The sequence below is a fragment of the Paucibacter sp. XJ19-41 genome (assembly GCF_028462495.1).
Classification (GTDB): Bacteria; Pseudomonadota; Gammaproteobacteria; order Burkholderiales; family Burkholderiaceae_C; genus Roseateles_E.
In genome coordinates this window covers 1-23,195 of record NZ_JAQOWX010000090.1, presented here as the reverse complement: position 1 = coordinate 23,195, position 23,195 = coordinate 1, and the positions used below count along the sequence as shown (strand labels likewise).

Genomic DNA, 23,195 nt, shown 5'->3' with positions numbered 1-23,195 from the left:
GGCGCGCGTCGGCCGCAAGGCCGCGCCCGCGCCGCTGCGCGTCAGCGGCACCTCGGAGGTGCGGCGCGCGATCCAGGCCTTCAACGAGATGCAGGAGCGCATCCGCCGCTACCTGAGCGACCGCGAGCGCCTGTTCGCGTCGATCTCGCACGATCTGCGCACCCCGATCACCCGGCTGCGCCTGCGCAGCGAGCTGCTCGACGACCCGGCGCTGCAGGACGCCTTCCACGAAGACCTGGACGAGCTCGACATGATGGTCAAGACCGCGCTGCAGATCGTCAAGGACACCGACATCCACGAGAACCGCGTGCCGGTGCGTATCGACCTGGTGCTGCAGAAGATGGTGCGTGATGCCCGCATGGCCGGCCAGCGCATCGAGCTGCAGGACCGCCCGCTGACTGTGTTCGGCAAGCCGCTGGCGCTCAAGCGGGCGATCGGCAATCTGCTCGACAACGCGATCTTCTACGGCGCCAGCGCCGGCACGCCGGAACCCGCCGGGCATCACGCGGAGCTGCTGATGAGCGAGGGCGAGGCGGGCAGCCCCGACGAGGGTCAGGTCTTGCTGACGGTGCGCGACCATGGGCCCGGTGTGCCCGAGGCCGCGCTGGCCGAGCTGGGCCAGCCCTATACCCGGCTGGCCCATGGGGCGCGGCTGCGTGAGGAGGGGCTGGGCCTGGGCCTGTCCATCGTGCGCGACATCGTCGCCGACCATGGCGGCTCGCTGCGCTTTCGCAACCATCCGCAGGGCGGCTTCGAGGTCTGCCTGGCCCTGCCGGCGCCCGGGGTGGCCTAGCGGCCCGGGCGCTGTGGGGCCATTTCCCGGACTATCGTGTCGGCCATCCAGCGGCAGGCCGGGTCGCTGATGCGGCCGGCGTGGAAGTAGGCCTTCAGAGTGTAGTCCGCAGCCGGAAATGGCGCGGGGTATACGACGATGGGCGCCGCCCGGGCGATCAGCTCGGCCGCGAGACGGGGCACCGTCATCAGCAGGTCGGTGCTGGCGACGATGAAGGGAGCGGCCAGCACCGAAGGCACATGCATCGCGACCTGGCGCCTATGCCCCAGCTGCTCCAGTTCGTGGTCGATCGCGCCCCTCGTCTGCCCCCAGGGCGACACGACCACATGGCGCGCCGCGAGGTATTTCTTCAGCGTCAGGCGCCCGCGGGCCTCGGCCTGCGCGCGGCTGCCGATCACCACATAGCGGTCGCTGAACCAGTCCAGCTCGCGGATCCCGTCGGCGCCGGCTTGGGGCTCTGCCTCGGTGTAGCCCAGCGCGAAGTCGATCTCGCCGGCGGCGAGCTCCCGCACCGGCACCTTGCGGCTGGCCTGCACGACCTGCAGGTGCAGGTTCGGCGCAGCCTCGGCGAGATACGCGCTCAGGCGCGGCAGCAGCACCAGGGCCGTGTAGTCGGTGGCGGCGAACACGAAGCTGCGCTGGCTGCTCGCCGGGTCGAAGCGGCCCAGGCTGCCCAGCGTGTCGCCGAGTGTGCCCAGCGCGTTCTTGATGCCGGGGGCAATCCGCTCCGCCAGCGCGGTCGGCAGCATGACCGGTCCGCTGCGGACGAACAATTCATCGCCGAGCGCTTGCCGCAGGCGCGCCAGCGCATGGCTGACTGCGGAAGGACTGAGTGCCATCCGGCCGGCCGCGCCGGTCACCGATCTCTCGCGATACAGGGTATCGAAGAGCAGCAGCAGGTTCAGGTCAATGCGTTGCAGGTCCATGATGAATTCTGTGCATCGGCATCTGAAAACATTGCACTTCCTGCAATCTTATCGGGTGGCTAGCATGAGGGCCGTCTCATGCAGTCTTCAGTCATGCCACAGCTATCCATCCGCGCCGCCGACCACCGCGACGCCGCGCTCATTCACCGCTTCATCTGTGAACTGGCCGCCTACGAGAAGGCCGAGCACCAGGTCGAGGCCGATGTCGAAGACATCGCTGGCACCTTGTTCGCGCCCGATTCGCCGGCGCGGGCGGTGATCGGCCATGTGGACGGCCGGCCGGCGGGCTTGGCGGTCTACTTCTTCAGCTATTCCACCTGGCAGGGTCGGCGCGGCTTGTATCTGGAGGACCTGTATGTGTCGCCGGCGCAGCGCGGCAGCGGCCTGGGCCGCGCGCTGCTGGCTCATCTCGCCGGCATTGCCGACCAGTCGGGCTGCGGCCGATTCGAATGGAGCGTGCTGGACTGGAACTCGCCGGCAATCCGCTTCTACGAGGACCTCGGCGCCGCGCCGCAACGCGAATGGGTGCGTTACCGCCTCTCCGGCGCGGCAATCGCCCAGCTGGCCGGACTCCGCGCGGAAGGGCCGAGCAGCGGGTTGGCGGCATCGGCCGGGGACAGCTAGACGCGCAGCTGGGCCTGGGCGTGGTTCAGCGCCACCTTGATCAGGTGCCGCGCGGTGAGCGACAAGGGGTGACCGCGGTCGGCAGGGCGGGCCGTCAACAAGAAGCCCGCCAGATCCGGAGCACCCGGCATGCCGAATCCGAGGACTTCCGTTGAACATCCCGGCGTTCGGGTTTCATCCGGCCGGCTTGCCCCAGCGCCGTAGCCGGTGGCCGATCAGCGCATAGAACAGGATGAAGCCGTAGCAGGGCAGCAGCAGCCAGTAGGCGGCCTGGGCCTGGCCCGTGTCGGCGAGCCGGCCATAGCCCATCGGCAGCAGCGCGCCGCCGGCAATGCCCATGATCAGCAGGGCCGAGCCGCTGGCGGTGTAGCGGCCCAGCCCGTCCAATGCCAGCGGCCAGATCGCCGGCCAGACCAGGGCATTGGCCAGGCCCAGCAGGGCCAGGAACATCACCGTGTCCGGCACCGGCGGCACGCCCGCCCAGCCCAGCAGCGCCAGCGACAGCCCCGTCGAGCTCTTGGACGCCAGGGTCACGCCGGCCGTGCACAGCAGGCCGGCCAGCGCCGACAGCAGCAGCGCGGCGCGCTGCGACAGCAGGCGTGGGATGCACAACACGCCCAGCAGATAGCCCAGCACCATGAAGCCCATGGTGTAGGAGGTCAGCACCGCGAAGTTGGGCACGCCCAGCTGCTGGCCGTACAGGCCTATGGTGTCGCCGGCGATCACCTCGACGCCGACATAGGCGAACAGCGCCAGCGCGCCCAGCACCACCTGGGGAAACTGGAACACGCCGCGCTGCACCCGGGCCGGCTCGTCGCGACCCTCGTCCAGCACCGGCTCGCGCAGCGCCGAGAAGTGGATGATGGCGGTGAACAGCGCCAGCGCGCCGGCCATCACCAGATAGGGCCGCAGCAGGCGGGCCGACAGCTCCACCCGCAGCGCCTCGCGCCCGGCCTCGTCCAGTGCGGCCAGGGCCGCGTCGGAGTACTGGCCGACGCCGGACAGCACCAGGGCCGAGAACACCAGCGGCACGATGATGCCGGCGCCCTTGTTGAACAGGCCCATGATGCTGATGCGCATGGCCGCGCTCTCGCGCGGGCCGATGCAGACGATATAGGGGTTGATCGCGGTCTGCATCAGCGTCATGCCGCTGGCCAGCGTAAACCGGGCCGCGAGGAAGACGCCGTAATGGCGGCTTTGCGCGGCCGGGATGAAGAGCAGGGCGCCCAGCGCCATCACGGCCAGGCCCAGGCTCATGCCGTTCTTGTAGCCGATGCGGCCCAGGATGGCGGCCGAGGGCAGGGCCATCACCGTGTAGGCGATGTAGAAGGCGAAGGTGACCCACAGGGCCTGGAAGTTGTTGAGATCGCAGACCAGCTTCAGAAACGGGATCAGCGAGCCGTTCAACCATGTGACGAAGCCGAGGACGAAGAACATCAGGCCGATGAAGAGCATGGGCAGCAGCACCTGGCCGCGCGAGGCGGCCGCTGCAGGAATGGGTCGGTTCATGGTNAGAGCATGGGCAGCAGCACCTGGCCGCGCGAGGCGGCCGCTGCAGGAATGGGTCGGTTCATGGTGTGTGTCATCCCGGCTCTCAGAACTTCGCGCGCAGGCCGATGCTGTAGCGGGCCCCGTTCTCGTAGACACCGATCGGCAGGCCGTCGGCGGTGTTGGCGCGTATCACCTCGTTGTTGATGTTGACGGCCGAGGCGTACAGCGCGAGCTTGGGCGTGATGTCCCAGCTGGCCGAGGCGTCCCACTGGCCATAGTCGCCGTTGACGACCTGGCCGCCCATCTGCACATCGCCATAGCTCTTGGAGCGGTAGTTGTAGGAGACGCGCAGGCTGATGCCGTGGCGCTCGTAGTAGCCGCTGACATTGAACTGGTCGCGCGAGTTGCCCAACACGTTCAGGCGTGGCTGGCCCGCCACCGCGCCAGCCTTGGCATCGGTGAAGGTGTAGTTGACGACCGTGCCGAAGCCGCTCTGGCCGAAGGGCTGCTGCCACTGCAGCTCGATGCCCTTGATGTCGGCGCCGTTGTCGGCGTTGTAGGGGCGCTCCACCGTCAGCGTTTCGCCGCCGACCTGCTCCTGTTTCGAGGCCTTGTAGGTGAAGGTGTCGAGCCGCTTGACGAAGAAGGTGGCTGAGGCCAGCGCCGCGTCGGCGTAGTACCACTCGGCGCCGATCTCGGCCTGCTTGGCATGCACCGGCTTCAGCAGCGGGTTGCCGGCATAGGCACGGCTCAGCACGGTGCCGTCGCGGCGCATGCCGGGGCTCAGCAGGTCAAAGGTCTGGCGCGCCATCGTGCGGGCCACGGCGCCGCGCAGCATCACATCCTTGCGCAGTTGGTAGACCAGGTTCAGATTGGGCAAGGCGTCGGTGTAGTTGTGCTCGACCCGGGTCGGTGTGAAGCCGCCGCCGGCGCCACCGAGAAAGCCTTCCGAGCTTTGTGCGGTGCGCACCACGCGCAGGCCCACATCGCCGCGCCATTTGTCCAGGCCGAAATCCGCCTTCACATAGGCCGCGCTGATGCGCTCATGGATCTTGTAGTTCTCGTTTGGCACGTCCTTGTAGACCATGGCCTTGTCGAGCATCGGGATGCCCTTGCTTGCCACCAGGCCGTCGTCATACCAGGCGTACTGGGTCAGCGCACCGGGGTGGCCGGCCTGCTCGCTCAAGCGTGGCGAGGCGCCGCTGGACAACTCGGCAAGCGAGAACGACTGCCAGCCCGCCGAGCCCGGCCCGGCCGTGCCCTGGATGCGGCTGTTGCGCAGCGTGTTGTCGCGCAGCTTCAGGCCCACTTTGACGGTGTGCAGCAGGCTGTTGTCGAACTCCCAGCTCAGATCGCCCTGGGCATAGTTCTCCTTGCTCTCCATGCGGCGAATGCGGTCGTCGCCGGCCTTCAGGGTCAGCGCCTTCGGATCCAGCGGATTGATGTCCAGGTACTTGACGCCGTATTTGTCGGGGCCCAGATCGAGCTGCACCCGGGTGTCGCCCTCCATCCAGAAATGGCGGTCATGCGAGCTGCCGCCCTCGCTGGAGGTTGTGCCGAGCTGGCCGTGCAGCTTCCAGTTGCCGCCCTGGTAGTTGCCGTCCAGATCGGCAACGCGCGACTTGATATAGGACTTGCGATAGATGGGCTCGAAGGACACGCCGGTCTTCGGCCCCACCGTGCCGCCAACCAGGGCCTTGGAGCCGTCCGACACGCTGATGAACTTCGGGTCGGTGACGGCGATGCGGCCGTTCACCGCCAGGCCGCCGGCCTGCCACAGATAGTTCTGGTTGCTGTTGTCCATCTTCATGTCCGAATCCATCAGATTCAGCACCAGATCGGTGGCCGGGTTGGGTCGAAACTGCAGCGACAGATTGGTGGTGGTGCGGCGGCGGTCCTGGCGGAAGATGGCCGAGCCGCCGCCCCAGGGCGCGTAGGCGGTGGTGATGGCGCCGTGCTGGTCGACCACCTCGTACTTGCCGTCGGGGAACATCTCCAGGCCGTCGCGGCGCATATGGCGGCGCTGGCTGCTGATGGCCAGCAGCACGCCGAAGCTGCGGTCCTCGTTCTGCCAGTTCAAGAGGCCGGACAGCTGCGGATCGGTCTTGCCCGGCAGCTTGCTGTGCATGGCCTCGGCGGCGGCCTGCAGCGTCAGGCGCTGCTTGAAGTCCAACGGCCGGCGCGTCTTGACGATCACCAGGCCGCCGATGCTGCCCTCGTCGAGGTCGGCCGAGGGGCTTTTGTAGACATCGAGGCTGCCGACGATCTCGGACGGCAGCACGTCGTAGTTGAAGCTGCGGGTCTGCGGTTCATTGAGCCACCACTCGGACGAGGCGACGGCCTGCCCGTTGAGCTGGGTCATATTGAGATTCTTGTCGGTGCCGCGCACGAAGATGGCCTTGCCCTCGCCCCAGATGCGGTCCACCGAGATGCCGGGCACGCGCTGCAGCGAATCGGCCACGTTCTTGTCGGGGAACTTGCCGACATCCTCGGCACTGATCGAGTCGACGATATTGAGCGACTCGCGCTTCTCGGCCAGATTGCGCTTGAGCGTCGCGCGCACGCCGGTGATCTCCACCGTGTCCAGCTTCTCCTTGGTCTCGGTGCCGGTCGCCGCCGACTCCTGGCTCTGGGCAGTGGCTGTGGCGGCCAGCGTGCCGAGGACCAGGGTGATCAGCGTGGGGAGGACTTGCCGACGGAAGTGCGGCTTGACGATGGCTTGGGACACTGGCTTGCTCCTGATGTGTTCATTGGGGGCGGTTCGGAGCGGCCAATCTAACGGCGCCAGCCCGCTTCGGCGCACGGCGTTGCCTTTTGTTGGACTACATTGCGGCGGTCTTACAAAGACGCAAGATGAAGTCTTGTGACCGAGGAGCAGCGCCGGCGGCGCCGGCTAGCTAAAGCAGCCGTTCCAGCGTGTTCTTGGCCAGCGGCGTGCTGCGCCGTTCCTCGACGCGGTGGTCCACCAGCTTCTCGTAGGTGTGCAACTGATGCTGGTCGGTCTTCTTCAGCGCGCGGGTCAGCTGGCCCTCGGTCGCCTCGATCAAGGTCGTGACCGTGTTGCGGTCCTGGATCTTGTTGAGGTCGTAGTTGCCGCTTCGGGTGTCCAGCATGCCGCCGGTGCGCGATTTCTTGGCATGCGCATCCAGCTTCTCACTCTGCGTCTGGGTGATGGACCTGTCGTCGGCGGCGCCGTGTCGGCGCAGCGTGGTCTTCTGGCTGAGCTGGTAGTCGGCGCGCCCGGCCTCGGTGACGGCGCCCGCCGGGTTGCTTCTCTCGAAGTCGCCGCCGAAACTGGCCTGGAAATCCATCAAGCCGCTGAGCAGGGGATGCACCTGCCGCTCCAGCGCCGGGCTCAAGGCCTCGGCCCGGGACGCCACCTGGCTGGGTGGCTGCGCATGCAGCTGGGTGAAGGCGTTCTTGAACAGGGCCACCAACGCGGCGTCAGCGCGGCTGCGCTGCGCGGCGGCATCGAACTGCTGCAGATGCTGCTGAATCGCGGACTGCCGCTGCTGCGCGCTGCCTCGACCCACGGGCGTGTTCATGTCGAGATCCATTGCGATCTCGCCCGCCTTGCCCGCCAGCGCCAGCGTCTTGCGGTCCGTCCCCAGATGCAGCGCGAACGAAGCCAGGGCTTGCGAGGGCTTGGGGTTGCTGACCGTGAGATCCACGCTGGCCAGCGCGCTGCTGTCGTAGTCCATCAGCCCGGCCAGATCCAGCTTGAGCGCGCCGGCTTGGCCCAGGCCGTCCAGCGCCTTGTCCAGACCCTCGGCGAGCCGGGCCAAGGCCTCGCGTTCGGCCTTGCTCAGCGGGCCCGAGCTGCCGATCTCGACCTGAAGGCCGCTGCGGCCTTCGTGCTCGCTCGTGGCGATCTTCAGCGCCACGGTCTGCCCCGAGAGGGTCCGTATCTTCAGGCTGACCTGGGCCGCGTCTGCGCCATCCAGCGCCGGGGCCGCGAGGGCGCTCGTGCGATCTGTGGCCATCGCGTCGGCCGCAGGCGGTGCCGAATCATCGACCAGGGTCTGGCGATAGTCCGACTGCGTGCTGGCGAGGTGTGACAGCAGTGCGCCGCCCAGCCCGCTCCAGCGCCCGGCCAATCCGCCGGCACTGCCATTGCGCGCCATCAGGCTGCTGATGGCGTCTTGCTGCGGCGAAGCCCAGGACCGGGTCGTCGCGAACGGCGCTTCGTCGACAGCCCTGGGTTTGGCATAGACCACCGTGGCGGCGGCCGCAGCGTCCAGTGTCACCCGTGTGGACGCTGGCGAGGCACTGCCCTCTACCGCCACGGCGGTAGGCCGGGCCGGCGTAGCCGTGCGCACGGGGCTGAGGTGTTGTGTCGGCAGGCTCAAGCCCGCTGAGCTGATGCGTGTCATTCGAGTCGGAGTCTCCCTGATTGTTCTGGGCCCGCAGCGCGGCGCGGACCTTGTCTGCTGTATCGGCAGCGCTTTGCAAATCTGGAGTACCGCGCCGGCTCGGTCGCCAGGGTATCCCCCAGGAACGCTGCCTTTGCAAAGTTGTAGGATGACCTGATGAATTTCAGCTTCTTCCCATCGTGTCACTGAACGCCGCAGCGCACAGTGCGCCACGGCTGCAGGCCAGCCGCCTGTCCGACCGCCTCGCCGCCTTGCTGGCCGGGCAGATCGAGGCTGGCAGCCTGGCGCCAGGCGCCCGGCTGCCGACCGAGCAGCAGCTCAGCGAGTTGCATGGCGTGTCGCGCACCGTGGTGCGCGAGGCGGTGCATCAGCTGAAGTCGCAGGGTCTCCTGATCTCGCGCCAGGGCTCGGGCGTCTATGTCGCGCCGCCGGCCGCCAACAAGCCGCTGGCCTTTGATCCGACGGTGCTGGAGTCGCTGCAGGCGGTGGCACAGATCGTCGAGGTGCGACGCGCGCTGGAAGGCGAGATCGCGGCGCTGGCGGCCGAGCGGGCCTCGCGGGCCCAGATTGCGGCGATACGCAAGGCCTTGCAGGCCATCGAGGTGGCCGTGGCCGCCGGTGGTGACGGGGTCGATCAAGACCTGGCCCTGCACCGCGCGATCGCCGAGGCCTCGGGCAATCCGCAGTTCGGCCGCCTGCTCGGCTTTCTGGAGCAGTATCTGCGCGAGGCGATGCGGGTCACGCGCGGCAATGAGGCGCGCCACCGCGGCTTTGCCGAGGCAGTGCGCCAGGAGCACAGCGCCCTGGTCGAGGCGATCGCGGCGCGCGATGCGCTGACGGCGCGGCGCGTGGCCACCGGCCATATGGAACAGGCGGCGAGGCGACTCGAGATCGCCGGCGTGCTGAAAGCCGGCAAGTCAACAAAGGCAAAGCAATGACGGCAGCACAGACAACAAGCGCGAAGACCCTGGGCGTGATCGGTCTGGGCTCGATGGGCTTCGGCGCGGCCGTATCGGCGCTGCGGCGCGGCGTGCCGACCTGGGGCCTGGATCTGACGGCCGCCGCGCGCGAGCGTTTCGCGGCCGAGGGCGGCTCGGCCACCGAGTCGCTGGCCGAGCTGGCCGCGCACTGCGATGTGGTCGTGGTGCTGGTGGTCAACGCCGTGCAGACCGAGCAGCTGCTGTTCGGCCATGGGACGGCCAAGGGCTTGAGCGAGCTGCTGAAGCCTGGCTCGGTGGTCGTTAGCTCGGCCACGGTCGACCCGACGCTGCCGCCGCTGTGGGAAGCACGCCTGGCCGAGCGCGGCCTATGGCTGATCGACGGCCCGGTCTCGGGCGGCGCGAAGAAGGCGGCCGAGGGCCAGATGACGGTGATGGCCTCGGGCAAGCCCGAGGCCTTTGCGGCGGCCGGCGCGGCGCTGGAAGCGATCGCCGGCAAGGTCTACCGGCTCGGCGACAAGGCCGGCGTCGGCTCCACCGTCAAGATGGTCAACCAGCATCTGGCCGGCGTGCATATCGCGGCGGCCTGCGAGGCGATGGCGCTGGGCATGCGGGCCGGCGCCGATCCGCGCCAGCTCTACGAAGTGATCTGCAACTCGGCCGGCAGCAGCTGGATGTTCCAGAACCGCGTGCCCCATATCCTCGATGGTGACTACCGGCCACTGTCGGCCGTCAATATCTTCATCAAGGACCTGGGCATCGTGCTGGACGCGGCGCGCAAGCTGCACTTCCCGCTGCCGCTGGCGGCCCAGGCCCACCAGCTCTATCTGGCCACCGCCGCCGCCGGCCATGGTGCCGAGGACGATGCGGCGGTGATCAAGTTCTATGCCGAACTGGCCGATATCGAGCTGCCGAAGGCGAGCGCATGAGGGCGCAACGCAGCAGCATCGTGCTCGGCGTGATCGCCGATGACTTCACCGGCGCCACCGATGTGGCCAGCATGCTGGTGCGCGCCGGCATGCGCACGCTGCAGCTGATCGGCGTGCCGGGCGAGGGCGATGCTCTGCCCGAGGCGGATGCGGTGGTCATCGCGCTGAAGTCGCGCACCACGCCGGCCGCCGAGGCGGTGGCCGAGTCGCTGGCTGCGCTGCGCTGGTTGCAGGCCGCCGGCGCGCGCCAGTTCTATTTCAAATACTGCTCCACTTTCGACTCCACCGCGGCCGGCAATATCGGCCCGGTGACCGAGGCGCTGATGGCGGCGCTGGGCACGGACTTCGCGATCGCCTGCCCGGCCTTCCCGGAGAACGGCCGCACGGTGTTCCGTGGCCATCTCTTCGTGGCCGACCTGCTGCTCAGCGACTCGGCCATGCGCGATCACCCGTTGACGCCGATGCGGGATGCCAATCTGGTGCGCGTGCTGCAGCAGCAGGCGCCGCAGTCCCGCGTGGGCCTGCTGCGCTACGACAGCATCGCCCGGGGCGTGGGAGCGACGCGTGAGCGCATCGCGGTGCTGCGCGGCGAGGGCGTGCGCCTGGCCGTCGCCGATGCGATAAGCAACGAGGATCTGCGCGTGCTGGCCCAGGCCTGCGACGATCTGCCCTTGATCACCGCCGGCTCCGGCGTCGCGCTGGGCTTGCCCGAGGTCTATGCCGCGCGTGGCTGGCTCCAGCCCGATGCCGGCGCGGCCGTGTTGCCGGCGGTCGGCGGCGCGGCGGCGGTGCTGTCGGGCTCCTGCTCGGCGGCGACCAATGCGCAGGTCTGTCACTGGCTTGGTGACGGACGTCCGGGCTTCCAGATCGATGCATTGGCATTGGCCGCCGGCGAAGCGCAAGCCGATCAGGCCCTGGCCTGGGCGACCCGGCAACCCGATCCGGTGCTGATCTATGCGACGGCGGAGCCCGCCGATGTGAAGGCGGTGCAAGAGGCCCTGGGCGTGGCGCGGGCCGGTCAGCTGGTCGAGCACTGTCTGGCCCAGATCGCGCAGGGGCTGGTCGAGCGTGGCGGCGTGCGCCGCCTGGTGGTGGCCGGCGGCGAGACCTCCGGCGCGGTGGTGCAGGCCCTGGGCGTGCGCTCGCTGCGCATCGGCGCGACGATTGATCCGGGCGTGCCCTGGACGCAGGCCGAGGGCCGGGCGCTGTTGCTGGCGCTGAAGTCCGGCAATTTCGGCAGCGTCGATTTCTTTGCCAAGGCGCTGGGGATGGTGAGCTGATGATGGACAGCTTGCGCACCGAGATCTGCCGCGTCGGCCGCTCGCTGTTCGAGCGCGGCTATGTGCATGCGACGGCCGGCAATATCAGCGTGCGCCTGCCCGATGAGCAGGGCTTTCTGATCACACCCACCGACGCCTGCCTGGGCTTTCTGAATCCGCAAGACCTGGCCCTGGTGGCGCTGGATGGTCAGCAGCTGTCCGGCGCGCGTGCCAGCAAGACCCTGGCGCTGCACCGGCGCATCTATGAGGCCGAGCCGCAGGCAGGCTGCGTGATCCACACCCACAGCAGCCATCTGGTGGCGCTGAGCCTGGCCGGCGTCTGGCGCGAGCAGGACATCCTGCCGCCGATCACGCCTTATTACGTGATGAAGGTCGGCCATGTGCCGCTGATCCGCTACCACCGGCCCGGCGACCCGGCCGCAGCCGAGGCCGCCGCCGCCGCGATCCTGCGGGCCCAGCGCAGCGGTGCACCGATTCGCGCACTGCTGATGGATCGGCTGGGTCCCAATGTCTGGCACGACTCGCCGGCCCAGGCGATGGCGGTGCTGGAAGAGCTGGAAGAGACCGCCCGGCTGTGGCTGATCAGTGATCCGAAGCCGGCACCGCTGAACGATCAGCAGATCGACGAGCTGCGCCAGCATTTCGGCGCGCGCTGGTAAGAAGGAAAAACACATGCCCCGTTTCGCCGCCAATCTATCGATGATGTACACGGAGCATGATTTTTTCGACCGCTTTGCGGCGGCCGCGCGCGATGGCTTCAAGGCGGTCGAGTATCTGTTTCCCTACGCCTTCGAGCGGACTGAGCTGGCCGCGCGGCTGCGCGATGCCGGCTTGCGCCAGGTCTTGTTCAATGCCCCGCCCGGCGACTTCGAGGCCGGCGAACGCGGCATTGCGGCGCTGCCCGGCCGTGAGGACGAATTCCGGCGCGGCTTTGTCGAGCAGGCCCTGCCTTATGCCGAGGCCCTGGCCTGCCCGCGCATCCATGTGATGGCCGGCCTGCGCTCGGCCGGTGCCGTGCGCGAGACCTATCTGGCCAATCTGGCCTGGGCGGCCGGGCAGGCGAGGGCGCAAGGCCTTGAGGTGCTGATCGAGCCGATCAACACCCGCGACATTCCCGGCTACTTTTTGAACCGCCAGGACGAGGCCCATGCGCTGATCGCCGAGATCGGCGCGCCGAATCTGAAGCTGCAGATGGACCTCTATCACTGCCAGATCGTCGAGGGTGATCTGGCGACGAAGCTGCGCCAGTACCTGGTGCCCGGCGGTGCGGTGGGCCACATCCAGATCGCCGGCGTGCCGGATCGGCACGAGCCCGATCTCGGCGAGCTGAACTATCCCTGGCTGTTCGCGCTGCTCGACGAGCTGGGCTACGCCGGCCATGTCGGCGCCGAGTACCGGCCTCGGGCAGGGACCTCGGCGGGCCTCGGCTGGTTCGCCCCCTACAAGGATTCCCAATCATGAAGCTTTTGATCACCGGCGGCGCCGGCTTCCTCGGCGCGCGGCTGGCGCGCACCTTGCTGGCGCGCGGCAGTCTTGCCGGTCAAACGATCGAGGCCCTGGTGCTGGCCGATCTGTTCCCGCCGCCGGCCGACCTGCTGGCCGATGCGCGCGTGCAGGCACGCACTGGTGCCTTGCTCGATCAGTGCGTGGGGCTGGGTGCGGAGGGCTTCGACGGTGTGTTCCATCTGGCATCGGCCGTGTCGGCCGAATGCGAGGCCGATTTCGAGCTGGGCCTGCGCTCCAATCTCGACACGACCCGGGCTCTGCTCGACGCGCTGCGGGCGGCGCAGAAGCCGGCGCGCCTGGTGTTCGCCAGCTCGGTCGCGGTGTTCGGCTCCGACCCGGCGCTGCCGCTGCCGGCCGTGGTGCGCGACGACACACTGCCGACGCCGCAGTCTTCTTATGGCATCCACAAATTCATCTGCGAGCAGCTGGTGGCCGACTACAGCCGCAAGGGCTATATCGACGGCCGCACGGCGCGGCTGATGACGGTGTCGGTGAGGCCGGGCCGGCCCAATGGCGCGGCCTCGGGCTTTCTGTCGGCCATCATCCGCGAGCCGCTGGCGGGCCTGGACGCGGTCTGCCCGGTGGCGCCGGACACGGCGATCGCGCTGGCCTCGCCGGCCACCACCATTGACGGGCTGATCAAGGTCTACGAAGCCAGCCGCGAGGATTTCGGCGGCCGCACCGCCTTGAACCTGCCGGCGCTGACCGTCACCGTGCAGCAGATGCTGGACGCGCTCGCCACCGTGGCCGGGCCCGAGGCGGTGGCGCAGGTCAGCTTCCGGCCCGATGCCGGCGTGGCCCGCATGGTGGGCGGCTGGCCGGCGCGCTTCGAGTCGCAGCGCCAGGCGCGGCTGGGGCTCGCCCCCGACAGCGATTTTCTCAGCATCGTCAGGCAGTACCTGCAGGACAACCCCGCCGCCGTCAGCGTGCCGCTGCGGCTCTGACTTCCATTTCTTCAACCCTTCGTTATAGAAAAACAGGAGACAAACCATGACAAAGAACGCTATCCAAGGGGCCGCCCTGGCCCTCATCGCCATGACCGCCCTCACCGGTGCCGCCTCGGCCCAGACCGTGCTGAAGATCGGCTACGCGACCAGCAAGGAGTCGCATTACGGCGTCGGCTCGACCGCCTTCTGCGACGAGATCGAGAAGGGCACGCAGGGCCGCTACAAATGCCAGCAGTTCCCCAGCTCGGCGCTGGGCGGCGAGCGCGAGCAGATCGAGGCGGTGCAGCTGGGCACGCAGGACCTGACCAACACCTCGACCGGCCCGCTGGGCAACTTCCTGCCCGAGGCCAAGATCTTCGACATCCCCTTCCTGTTTCGCGACTACAACCACGCGCGCCACACGATGGACGGACCCATCGGCCAGGACGTGCTGAAGAAGCTGCAGGGCAAGGGCCTGATCGGCCTGGCCTGGACCGAGAACGGCTTCCGCCACATGACCAATAGCAAGCGCGCCATCGTGCAGGCCAGCGACGCGTCGGGCCTGAAGCTGCGCACGATGGAGAACAAGGTGCATATGGAGGGCTACAAGACCTTCGGTCTGCTGCCCACGCCCATGCCCTTCCCGGAGCTGTTCACCGCGCTGCAGCAGGGCACGGTCGACGGTCAGGAGAACCCCATCCCGGTGATCCTGTCGTCCAAGTTCTCGCAGGTGCAAAAGCATCTGTCGCTGACCGGTCACGTCTACTCGCCGGCCGTGCTGCTGCTGTCGCCGACGGTCTGGAACAAGCTCAACGACGCTGACAAGAAGGTCTTCATGGAAGCGGCCGCCAAGGGCGCCGCGGCGCAGCGCAAAAAGGTCAACGACGACGAGAACAGCGGCATCGCCCAGCTGAAGAAGGACGGCATGCAGGTGGTCGAGAAGGTCGATGGCGACAGCTTCCGCAAGGCGGTGGCCCCGGCCTATGCCGGCTTCGCCAAGGAATTCGGCGCCGACAAGATCGCCGCCATCCAGGCCGTCAAGTAAATCCTCAGCCCGGCGCGCCCACACGGGCGCGCCCCAGGAGTCGTGATGCGTGAAATCTTGTTGGCGGTGGACCGCCGGCTGAGCAATCTGTCCCTGCATATGGCCTGTGTGCTGCTGGCCGTGATCAGCTGCCTGGGGATGTGGCAGGTGGTGTCGCGTTTCGTGCTGTCCCAGCCCTCGACCTGGACCGAGGAGGCCATGCGCCGCCTCTTGATCTGGTGCGTGATGCTGGGCGTGGTCGTGGCCTTCCGGCGCGGCGCGCTGGTGTCGGTGGACCTGATGCTGCGCCTGAGCAAGGGGGCCTGGCGGCATCTCGTGCGCGTGGTGATCACCGTCAGCTCGCTGACCTTTCTGGGCGTGCTGCTGTGGTTCGGTATCGATCTGGCCTGGCGTGTGCGCTTCCAGACCTTTGCCAGCATGGAGATCTCGATGGCCTGGGCCTATGCGGCGCTGCCGGTGGGCGCCGCGCTGGCCATCGTCGCGGTGCTGGCCCAGCACCTGGATCCGATCAATGAAGAGCTGGAATTGGCTCAATAAGACTACAGGTTCCGCATCATGTCCCTGACTCTGATGATCACGATGCTGCTGGCCTTTGCCTTCAGCATCTCCATTGCGGTCGCCATCGGCGGCTCGGCGATGCTGGGCATCGCGCTGTTCGATCCCGACAAGCTGGTGCTCGCACCGAAGGAGATGTTCACCGCGATCGACAAGTTCCCGCTGGCGGCCGTGCCCTTCTTCATCCTGGCCGGCAATCTGATGGAGAACGGCGGCATCTCGCGCCGCCTGGTCGAGTTCGCCAAGTCGCTGGTGGGCGGCGTGCAGGGCGGCCTGCCGATGACCTGCGTGCTGACCTGCATGATCTTCGCGGCGGTGTCGGGCTCCTCGGTGGCCACCACCTTCGCGATCGGCGCCATCCTGATCCCGGCGCTGATCAAGCATGGCTATCCGCGCGAGTACGCGGCGGCGCTGCAGGCCACCTCGGCCGAGCTGGGCGTCATTATCCCGCCCTCGATCCCGCTGATCCTGTTCGGGGTCTCGGCCGAGGTTTCGATCGGCGAGCTCTTTATCGCCGGCATCGGTCCGGGCCTCCTGATCGGCGGGGTGCTGATGCTGTTCGTGCATCTGTACTGCCGCTGGAAGGGCTGGGGCCTGCAGGACGGCGATGGCCGGCTGGGCGTCGGCGCGGCTACGCTGCAGGCCGGCTGGGCGCTGCTGATGCCCGTCATCATCCTGGGCGGCATCTATGGCGGCATCTTCACGCCCACCGAGGCCTCGGGGGTGGCGGGGGGCTCTGCGCTGATCGTCGGCCTGCTGATCCATCGCGAGCTCAGGCTGAAGGACTTGATTCCGGTGTTCCGCAAGTCGGTGATCTCCAGTGCGGTGATCATGTTCATCATCGCCAACGCCGGCCTGTTCGCCTATCTGGTCACGCGCGCCGGCATTCCCGAGGCGCTGGGCACCTGGCTGACCGAGGTGCTGCAATCGCCGATGTGGTTCCTGCTGGGCGTCAATGCCGCGCTGTTTGTGATCGGCATGTTCATCGAGACTTCGGCCGCCATCATCGTGCTGGCGCCCATCCTGGTCCCAGTGGCCGTGCACTTCGGCGTGGACCCGGTGCACTTCGGGATGATCATGGTCGTCAACCTGGCGCTCGGCATGATCACGCCGCCCTTCGGCGTCAATCTGTTCGCGGCCTGCACGGTGGCCAGGATCTCGCTGGACCGCATCGTCAAGTACCTGCTGCCTTTTGTGCTGGTCATCATCGGCTGCCTGATGCTGATCACCTATCTGCCGCCGATCAGCTTGGCGCTGCGCGATCTGGTCTACGAGCCGGCAGCTGTCGTGGCGCCGCAATCCGCACCGGCCATCGGGCCGCAGTAGCAGTCAAGGGTTTGTCATAGTATTGTGATGACATAGTCATCATACCATCAGGCCAATACAAGCCTGGAGACATGAGATGGGTACTGGTACCTCGATCGCGCTGTTCGGCGCCGGCGGCAAGATGGGCTACCGCCTGAGTCGCAACTTGATCGGTTCGGCCTATGAGGTGCGGCACGTCGAGCCCGGCGCTGGTGGCCGCCAACGGCTCAAGGATGAGCTGGGCATCGACTGCGTCTCGGCCGAGGCGGCGCTGGATGGGGCCGAGGTCGTGATCCTGGCGGTGCCCGATACCTTGATCGGCAAGCTCTCTCACGAGATCGCGCCGCTGCTCAAGCCCGGCACCATGGTGATGACGCTGGACGCCGCCGCGCCCTTCGCCGGCCATTTGCCCGAACGGCCCGACCTGGTCTATTTCGTCGCCCACCCCTGCCATCCGCCGATCTTCAACGACGAGAGCACGCCCGAGGGCCGGCGCGATTTCTTCGGCGGCCTGCATGCCAAGCAGTCGGTGGTCAGCGCGCTGATGCAGGGCACCGACGGCGACTTCGCGCTTGGCGAGGACATTGCCAAGACGATTTACGCGCCCATCCTGCGCTCCTACCGGCTGAGCGTCGAGCAGATGGCGCTGCTGGAGCCGGGTCTGTCCGAGACCGTCTGCGCGACCCTGCTGGATGTGATGCGCGAGGGCATGGACGAGGTCATCAAGCGCGGCGTGCCGGCCGAGGCGGCGCGCGACTTCCTCTTGGGCCATATGACCATTCTCGCGGCGGTGATCTTCAAGGAGATCCCGGGCCAGTTCTCCGATGCCTGCAACAAGGCCATCGCCTTCGGCAAGCCGCGATTGATGCGCGAGGACTGGAAGGGCGTGTTTGATCGCCCGGAGATCGCCGACAGCATCCAGCGCATCACCTGATGACGCCATGCCCTTACATAACGGAGACAGCCCTGCAAAAGCAACACCGTCTTTGCCGCGCCACCCTGCTGGCGGCCCTTGCCCTGATCACCGGCACGGCCGGTGCACAAACCGTGCTGAAGATCGGCTATACGCCGGCTAAGGACTCGCACTACTGGGTTGGTTCGGTGGCCTTCTGCGACGAGGTCGAGAAGGGCACGCAGGGCCGCTACAAATGCCAGCAGTTCCCGAACTCGGCGCTGGGCGGCGAGCGCGAGCAGATCGAGGCGGTCCAGCTGGGCACGCAGGATCTGGTCAATGCCTCGACCGGCGCACTCGGCAACTTCGTGCCCGAGACCAAGATCGTCGACATCCCCTTTCTGTTTCGCGACTACGAGCATGCGCGCCACACGATGGACGGCCCCATCGGCCAGGACCTATTGAAGAAGATGCAGGCCAAGGGCTTGATCGGCCTGGCCTGGACCGAAAACGGCTTCCGCCACATGACCAATAACAAGCGCCCCATCATGACGGCCGGCGACGCGGCCGGCCTGAAGGTGCGAACGATGGAGAACAAGGTCCATATGGACGGCTACAAGACCTTCGGTCTGCTGCCCACGCCGATGGCCTTTCCCGAGCTGTTCACCGCGCTGCAGCAGGGCACGGTCGACGGCCAGGAGAACCCGATCCCGGTGATCCTGTCGGCCAAGTTCGCCCAGGTGCAGAAATACCTGTCGCTGACCGGCCATGTCTATTCGCCGGCCGTGATCATCGTGTCGCCCAATGTCTGGAACAAGCTCTCCGAGCCCGACAAGAAGGTCTTTGTCGAGGCCGCGCAAAAGGGCGCCGTTGCGCAGCGCAAGAAGGTCAACGAGGACGAGGCCACCGGCATCGCCCAGCTGCGCAAGGACGGCATGCAGGTGATCGAGAAGGTCGATGGCGAGAGCTTCCGCAAGGCGGTGGCGCCGGCCTATGCGGCTTTCGCGAAAGAGTTCGGTGCCGACAAGATCGCAGCGATCCAGGCGGTGCGTTGATGATGGACCTGAAGCCCCAACTCAATCTGATCGCTGGCGAGCATGGCGCCGCCTTCTCGGGCCTGCGCATCGACGTGCTGGACCCATCCGACGGCCAGGTCTTCACCAGCCTGCCGCGCAGCGATGCGCGCGATATCGATGCCGCGGTGCAGGCGGCGCGCGCCGCCTTCCACGGCGCCTGGGGCCGCTGCACGGCCACCGAGCGCGGCCGCATCCTGACGAAGCTGTCGGCACTGATCCTGCAGCACCATGAGGAGTTGTCGCTGCTGGAGTGCGCCGACACCGGCAAGCCTATCCAGCAGGCCAAGGCCGACATCACCGCCTGTGCGCGCTACTTCGAGTACTACGGCGGCGCGGCCGACAAGCTGCACGGCGAGAGCATTCCCTATGCGGCCGGGAGCACCGTGATCGCGTTGCGCGTGCCGCATGGCGTGACCGGCCACATCATCCCCTGGAACTACCCGGCGCAGATCTTCGGTCGCTCGGTCGGCGGCGCGCTGGCGGCCGGCAATGCCTGCGTCGTCAAGCCGGCGGAGGATGCCTGCCTGAGCCCGCTGCGCATTGCCGCGCTGGCGCTGGAAGCCGGTCTGCCGGCTGGCGCGTTGAACATCGTCTGCGGGCTGGGCATCGAGGCCGGTGCCGCGCTGGCCGCCCATACCGGCATCAACCACATCTCCTTCACCGGCTCGCCGCAGACCGGCACCGCAGTGGCCCAGGCCGCTGCGGCCAACCATGTGCCGGTGACCCTGGAGCTGGGCGGCAAGTCGCCGCAACTCCTGTTCGCCGATGCCGATCTGGACAAGGCCCTGCCGGTGGTCGTCAACGCCATCGTGCAGAACGCCGGCCAGACCTGCGCGGCCGGCAGCCGCGTGCTGATCGAGCGTTCGATCTACGACACGGTGATCGCGCAGCTGAAGGCGCGCTTCGAGGCGCTGACGACCGGCGCCGGCAAGACCGGCCCCGACTGCGGGCCGCTGATCAACCGCCGCCAGCTGGACCGGGTGGCCACGATGATCGACGCGGCGCTGGCCGACGGCATCCAGCTCGCGGCCCGCGCCAAGCTGGCCGCCGATGCGCCGGCCGGCGGTTTCTACTTCCCGCCGATGCTCTTGGACGCCGTGCCCAGCGAGCACCCGGTCGCGCAGATGGAGGTCTTCGGCCCGGTGCTGGCGGCCTTTGCCTTCGACAGCGAGGACGAGGCCATCGCGCTGGCCAATGGCACGCCCTTCGGCCTGACCGCCGCGGTCTGGACCCGCGACGGCGCCCGCCAGCTGCGTGCCGCGCACCGCATCGAGGCCGGCCAGGTCTTTGTCAACAACTACGGCGCCGGCGGCGGCATCGAGCTGCCCTTCGGCGGCATGAAGCATTCGGGTTATGGCCGCGAGAAAGCCTTTGAGGGGCTGCGCAGCTTCACGACCATCAAGACCATTGCCATCCAACACGGCTGAGGAGACTTCGAGATGAGCGAAACCAAGAAACTGCAGGACCGCGTGGCCATCGTGACCGGGGCCGGCGGCGGCTTCGGCGAGGGCATTGCCAAGCTCTTCGCCGAGCTGGGTGCCAAGGTGGTCGTGGCCGACTGGCGCTTCGATGCGGCCGAGAAGGTGGCCGCGGAGATCGAGGCGGCCGGTGGCAAGGCCATCCCCGTGCATGCCGATGTGACGAAGAACGAGTCGGTCGCTGCGATGGTGGCCGCCACCGTGAAACAGTACGGCCGCGTCGACATCCTGATCAACAACGCCGGCACCACGCACAAGAACCAGCCGATGCTGGAGGTCGACGAGGCGACCTTCGACCGCGTCTACGCGACCAATGTGAAGAGCATCTATCTGGGCGCGATCCACACCGTGCCGCTGTTCAAGAAGCAAAAGCGCGGCGTCATCATCAATATCGCGTCGACGGCGGGCCTGCGCCCGCGGCCAGGCCTGTCCTGGTACAGCGGTACCAAGGGCGCGGCGATCACGCTGACCAAGGGCATGGCGATCGAGCTGGCGCCCGAGGGCATACGCGTCTGCGCGATCAATCCGGTGATGGGGGCGACCGGCCTGATCCAGGATTTCCTGCCCGGCGAGGACAGCGAGGCCACGCGGGCCAAGATCATCGCGACGATCCCAATGGGCCGCATGTCGACCCCGCTGGACATCGCCAAGGCCACGGCCTTTTTGGCCAGCGACGACGCGGAGTTCATCACCGGCGTCGCGCTCGAAGTGGATGGCGGCCGCTGCATCTGATGAGCGGCGAACGCATCCACGCCAGCTACTGGCTGGAGACCGGCGATGACCCGCGCCGCGCGGCCGAGGTCATCGCCGGCGAGCAGTCCAGCGGCACTTTTCTCGCGCTGGCGGCCGAGACGCCGGCGCTGAAGGCGCGGGCCGGCGCGCGAGTCGAGCAGTTGGACATCGTCGACACCAGCGATCAGCCCAGCCTGCCCGGCGGCATGCCGAGCAAGCGCTACACCCGCTGCAAGCTGGAACTGTCCTGGCCGCTGGAGAACCTCGGCCCCTCGCTGCCGAATCTGATCGCGACGATTGCCGGCAATCTGTTCGAGCTGCGCCAGGTCTCGGGTCTGCGCATCACCGATCTGCGGCTGCCGCCGGCCTTTGCCGCTGCCTATGCCGGCCCGGCCTTCGGCATCGCCGGCACGCGGGCGCTCGCCGGGGTGCCGGCCGGGCCGCTGATCGGCACCATCATCAAGCCCAGCGTGGGCCTGAATGCCGAAGAGACGGCCGAGCAGGTGCGCCAGCTGCTGGCCGGCGGCATCGACTTCATCAAGGACGACGAGCTGCAGGCCGACGGCCCGCATTGCCCTTTCGATGAGCGGGTGCGCGCGGTGATGGCCGTCGTCAACGCGGCCGCCGATAAGCTCGGCCGCAAGCCCATGGTGGCCTTCAATCTGAGCGGCGATCTGGACCAGATGCGGCGCCGCCATGATCTCGTGCAATCGCTCGGCGGCAGCTGCGTGATGGTCAGCCTCAATGCGGTGGGCCTGGTCGGCCTGACCGAGCTGCGCCGCCATGCCCAGCTGCCAATCCACGGCCACCGCGCCGGCTGGGGCTGGCTGAGCCGCTGCCCAGCGCTGGGCTGGGACTATGCGCCCTGGCAGCAGATCCAGCGCCTGGCCGGCGCCGACCATCTGCACGTCAACGGCCTGGCCAACAAGTTCAGCGAGCCCGACGACAGTGTGATCGCAGCGGCGCGCGCGGTGCTGAAACCGCTGTTCGAGCAGGCGCCGATGTCCGCGATGCCGGTCTTCAGCTCGGGCCAGACCGGGCTGCAGGCACCCGGCACCTATGCGGCGCTGGGCACGGCCGACCTGATCCACGCCGCCGGCGGCGGCATCTTCGGCCACCCCGGCGGCATCGCGGCCGGCGTCACCGCCTTCCGCCAGGCCTGGGCCGCGGCGATGGCCGGCACGCCCTTGCAGGACCATGCCCGCGAGCACGCCGAGCTGCGCGAGGCGCTGGGCTTCTGGTGAGCGTGATGGATGAAGAAGGCAAGACCTGGCCCCCGGGCCTGCTGCTGAGCTACTACGGCGACGATTTCACCGGCTCCACCGATGTGATGGAGGCCTTCACGGCCGCCGGTGTGCCGACGCTGCTGTTCCTGCGCCCGCCCACGCACGAGTGGCTGCAGCGCTTTCAGGGCCTGCGCTGCGTGGGCCTGGCCGGCCAGTCGCGCGGGCAGAGCCCCGCCTGGATGGATGCGCACCTGCCGGCCGCCTTCGCCAGCCTGGCCGCGCTCGGTGCACCGCTGCTGCAGTACAAGATCTGCTCGACCTTTGATTCCTCGCCCGCGGTCGGCTCGATAGGCCGCGCGATCGATCTCGGTGTGCCGCTGATGCCCCAGGGCCGCTGGTCGCCGATGGTGGTCGGTGCGCCGCGTCTGGCGCGCTACCAGGTCTTCGGGAATCTGTTCGCGGCCGTCAACGGTGTCGGCCACCGGCTGGACCGCCACCCGACCATGTCGCGCCATCCGGTCACGCCGATGGCCGAGTCCGATCTGCGCGTGCATCTGGGTGCGCAGACGCCCCGACGTATCGAGCTGGTCGATATGGTGCGGCTGCGCCAGGGTGCGGATCTGCAAAGCCTGCTGGGAGAGGATGTGCCGGTCGTGCTGATCGATGTGCTGGATGAGGAGACCCTGGCCGAAGCCGGCCGGCTGATCTGGCAGCGGCGCGGCGCGGGGCTGTTCAGTGCCTCGTCCTCGGGCCTGCAGTACGCGTTGGCCGCGCACTGGCGCCGCGAGGGCCTGCTACCGGCCCAGCCAGGGCTGCCGGTGGCCGCGCCGGTGGACCGCATCGCGGTGGTCAGCGGCAGCTGCTCGCCGGTCACTGCGGCCCAGATCGCGCGGGCCGCTCAGCAGGGCTTTGCCTGCGAGCGGCTGGACCTACCGCGCCTGCTGGCCTCGCCCGAGGCCGAGATCGAGCGCGCCGTGGCCGCCGCGCTCAAGGCGCTGGCCGAGGGGCAGAGCCCGCTGGTCTATTCCGCCACCGGCCCGGACGACCCGGCCGTGCTCAGCTTCGACGCGGCGGCCGCCGAGCAGGTGGGCCGCGGCCTG

22 protein-coding genes are annotated in these 23,195 nt (G+C 68.1%); 17 read left to right on the top strand and 5 right to left on the bottom strand.

The annotated features are described in order from the left end of the window. Positions 1 to 793, top strand: a 793-nt coding sequence (locus PO768_RS20545; RefSeq protein ID WP_272647546.1) for an ATP-binding protein, incomplete at its 5' end; no start/stop codon positions are given. Here the strand turns inward: PO768_RS20545 and PO768_RS20540 are convergent. After that, positions 790 to 1,719, bottom strand: coding sequence for a LysR family transcriptional regulator (locus PO768_RS20540; RefSeq protein WP_272647545.1), 930 nt, complete (start codon positions 1,717 to 1,719; stop codon positions 790 to 792). The genes PO768_RS20545 and PO768_RS20540 overlap by 4 nt on opposite strands. 93 nt (positions 1,720 to 1,812) lie before the next feature. On the opposite strand from PO768_RS20540, the gene PO768_RS20535 reads away from it, so the two are divergent. Beyond that, entirely contained in the window at positions 1,813 to 2,343 is a 531-nt protein-coding gene (locus tag PO768_RS20535) for a GNAT family N-acetyltransferase (protein ID WP_272647544.1), read from the top strand. Here PO768_RS20535 and PO768_RS20530 read toward each other — a convergent pair. From PO768_RS20530 to PO768_RS20515, 4 genes are all read right to left on the bottom strand, one after another. Further along, the gene (locus tag PO768_RS20530; RefSeq protein ID WP_272647543.1) at positions 2,340 to 2,474 is read right to left on the bottom strand and encodes a hypothetical protein; all 135 of its coding nucleotides are present in this window, start codon (positions 2,472 to 2,474) and stop codon (positions 2,340 to 2,342) included. The genes PO768_RS20535 and PO768_RS20530 overlap by 4 nt on opposite strands. 43 nt (positions 2,475 to 2,517) lie before the next feature. Then, a complete protein-coding gene (gene gluP / locus PO768_RS20525) occupies positions 2,518 to 3,852 on the bottom strand; it encodes a glucose/galactose MFS transporter (RefSeq protein ID WP_272647542.1) in 1,335 nt (444 codons plus the stop codon). A gap of 85 nt (positions 3,853 to 3,937) precedes the next feature. Then, positions 3,938 to 6,562, bottom strand: coding sequence for a TonB-dependent receptor (locus tag PO768_RS20520; RefSeq protein ID WP_272647541.1), 2,625 nt, complete (start codon positions 6,560 to 6,562; stop codon positions 3,938 to 3,940). 169 nt (positions 6,563 to 6,731) lie between these two features. Continuing rightward, complete coding sequence (locus PO768_RS20515; protein WP_272647540.1) at positions 6,732 to 8,153, bottom strand: hypothetical protein; 1,422 nt, start codon at positions 8,151 to 8,153, stop codon at positions 6,732 to 6,734. 233 nt (positions 8,154 to 8,386) lie between these two features. Here PO768_RS20515 and PO768_RS20510 point away from each other — a divergent pair, with 233 nt between their 5' ends. From PO768_RS20510 to PO768_RS20440, 15 genes are all read left to right on the top strand, one after another. Then, entirely contained in the window at positions 8,387 to 9,145 is a 759-nt protein-coding gene (locus PO768_RS20510; RefSeq protein ID WP_269838243.1) for a FadR/GntR family transcriptional regulator, read from the top strand. Beyond that, positions 9,142 to 10,074, top strand: a complete 933-nt coding sequence (gene ltnD / locus PO768_RS20505; protein ID WP_272647539.1) for an L-threonate dehydrogenase — start codon at positions 9,142 to 9,144, stop codon at positions 10,072 to 10,074. The genes PO768_RS20510 and ltnD overlap by 4 nt, the downstream gene beginning before the upstream one ends. Further along, the gene (gene otnK, locus PO768_RS20500; RefSeq protein ID WP_272647538.1) at positions 10,071 to 11,354 is read left to right on the top strand and encodes a 3-oxo-tetronate kinase; all 1,284 of its coding nucleotides are present in this window, start codon (positions 10,071 to 10,073) and stop codon (positions 11,352 to 11,354) included. The genes ltnD and otnK overlap by 4 nt, the downstream gene beginning before the upstream one ends. Further along, entirely contained in the window at positions 11,351 to 12,013 is a 663-nt protein-coding gene (locus tag PO768_RS20495; RefSeq protein ID WP_442953267.1) for a class II aldolase/adducin family protein, read from the top strand. The genes otnK and PO768_RS20495 overlap by 4 nt, the downstream gene beginning before the upstream one ends. Before the next feature lie 13 nt (positions 12,014 to 12,026). Then, positions 12,027 to 12,815, top strand: coding sequence for a 2-oxo-tetronate isomerase (gene otnI / locus PO768_RS20490; RefSeq protein ID WP_262971568.1), 789 nt, complete (start codon positions 12,027 to 12,029; stop codon positions 12,813 to 12,815). Continuing rightward, positions 12,812 to 13,804: a D-erythronate dehydrogenase gene (gene denD / locus PO768_RS20485; protein WP_272647537.1), complete on the top strand. Its 993-nt coding sequence runs from the start codon at positions 12,812 to 12,814 to the stop codon at positions 13,802 to 13,804. Before otnI ends, denD begins: the two co-directional genes overlap by 4 nt. Before the next feature lie 46 nt (positions 13,805 to 13,850). Continuing rightward, the gene (locus PO768_RS20480) at positions 13,851 to 14,831 is read left to right on the top strand and encodes a TRAP transporter substrate-binding protein (RefSeq protein ID WP_440402311.1); all 981 of its coding nucleotides are present in this window, start codon (positions 13,851 to 13,853) and stop codon (positions 14,829 to 14,831) included. A 45-nt stretch (positions 14,832 to 14,876) separates the two neighbouring features. Continuing rightward, positions 14,877 to 15,368: a TRAP transporter small permease gene (locus PO768_RS20475; protein WP_272647536.1), complete on the top strand. Its 492-nt coding sequence runs from the start codon at positions 14,877 to 14,879 to the stop codon at positions 15,366 to 15,368. Positions 15,369 to 15,386: 18 nt separating this feature from the next. Next, positions 15,387 to 16,712 (top strand): TRAP transporter large permease, encoded by a 1,326-nt coding sequence (locus PO768_RS20470; protein ID WP_272647535.1) that lies wholly within the window; start codon positions 15,387 to 15,389, stop codon positions 16,710 to 16,712. Positions 16,713 to 16,788: 76 nt separating this feature from the next. Beyond that, the gene (locus PO768_RS20465; RefSeq protein WP_272647534.1) at positions 16,789 to 17,625 is read left to right on the top strand and encodes a phosphogluconate dehydrogenase C-terminal domain-containing protein; all 837 of its coding nucleotides are present in this window, start codon (positions 16,789 to 16,791) and stop codon (positions 17,623 to 17,625) included. After that, complete coding sequence (locus PO768_RS20460; RefSeq protein WP_272647533.1) at positions 17,625 to 18,638, top strand: TRAP transporter substrate-binding protein; 1,014 nt, start codon at positions 17,625 to 17,627, stop codon at positions 18,636 to 18,638. The genes PO768_RS20465 and PO768_RS20460 overlap by 1 nt, the downstream gene beginning before the upstream one ends. An 8-nt stretch (positions 18,639 to 18,646) precedes the next feature. Then, on the top strand, positions 18,647 to 20,086 hold the full coding sequence (locus tag PO768_RS20455; RefSeq protein ID WP_442953266.1) for an aldehyde dehydrogenase family protein: 1,440 nt from the start codon (positions 18,647 to 18,649) through the stop codon (positions 20,084 to 20,086). A gap of 12 nt (positions 20,087 to 20,098) precedes the next feature. Next, positions 20,099 to 20,869, top strand: coding sequence for an SDR family oxidoreductase (locus PO768_RS20450; RefSeq protein WP_272647531.1), 771 nt, complete (start codon positions 20,099 to 20,101; stop codon positions 20,867 to 20,869). Beyond that, a complete protein-coding gene (locus PO768_RS20445) occupies positions 20,869 to 22,113 on the top strand; it encodes a ribulose-bisphosphate carboxylase large subunit family protein (RefSeq protein ID WP_272647530.1) in 1,245 nt (414 codons plus the stop codon). The genes PO768_RS20450 and PO768_RS20445 overlap by 1 nt, the downstream gene beginning before the upstream one ends. Positions 22,114 to 22,118: 5 nt before the next feature. Then, a partial coding sequence (locus tag PO768_RS20440) for a four-carbon acid sugar kinase family protein (RefSeq protein WP_272647547.1) occupies positions 22,119 to 23,195 on the top strand: 1,077 nt, incomplete at its 3' end.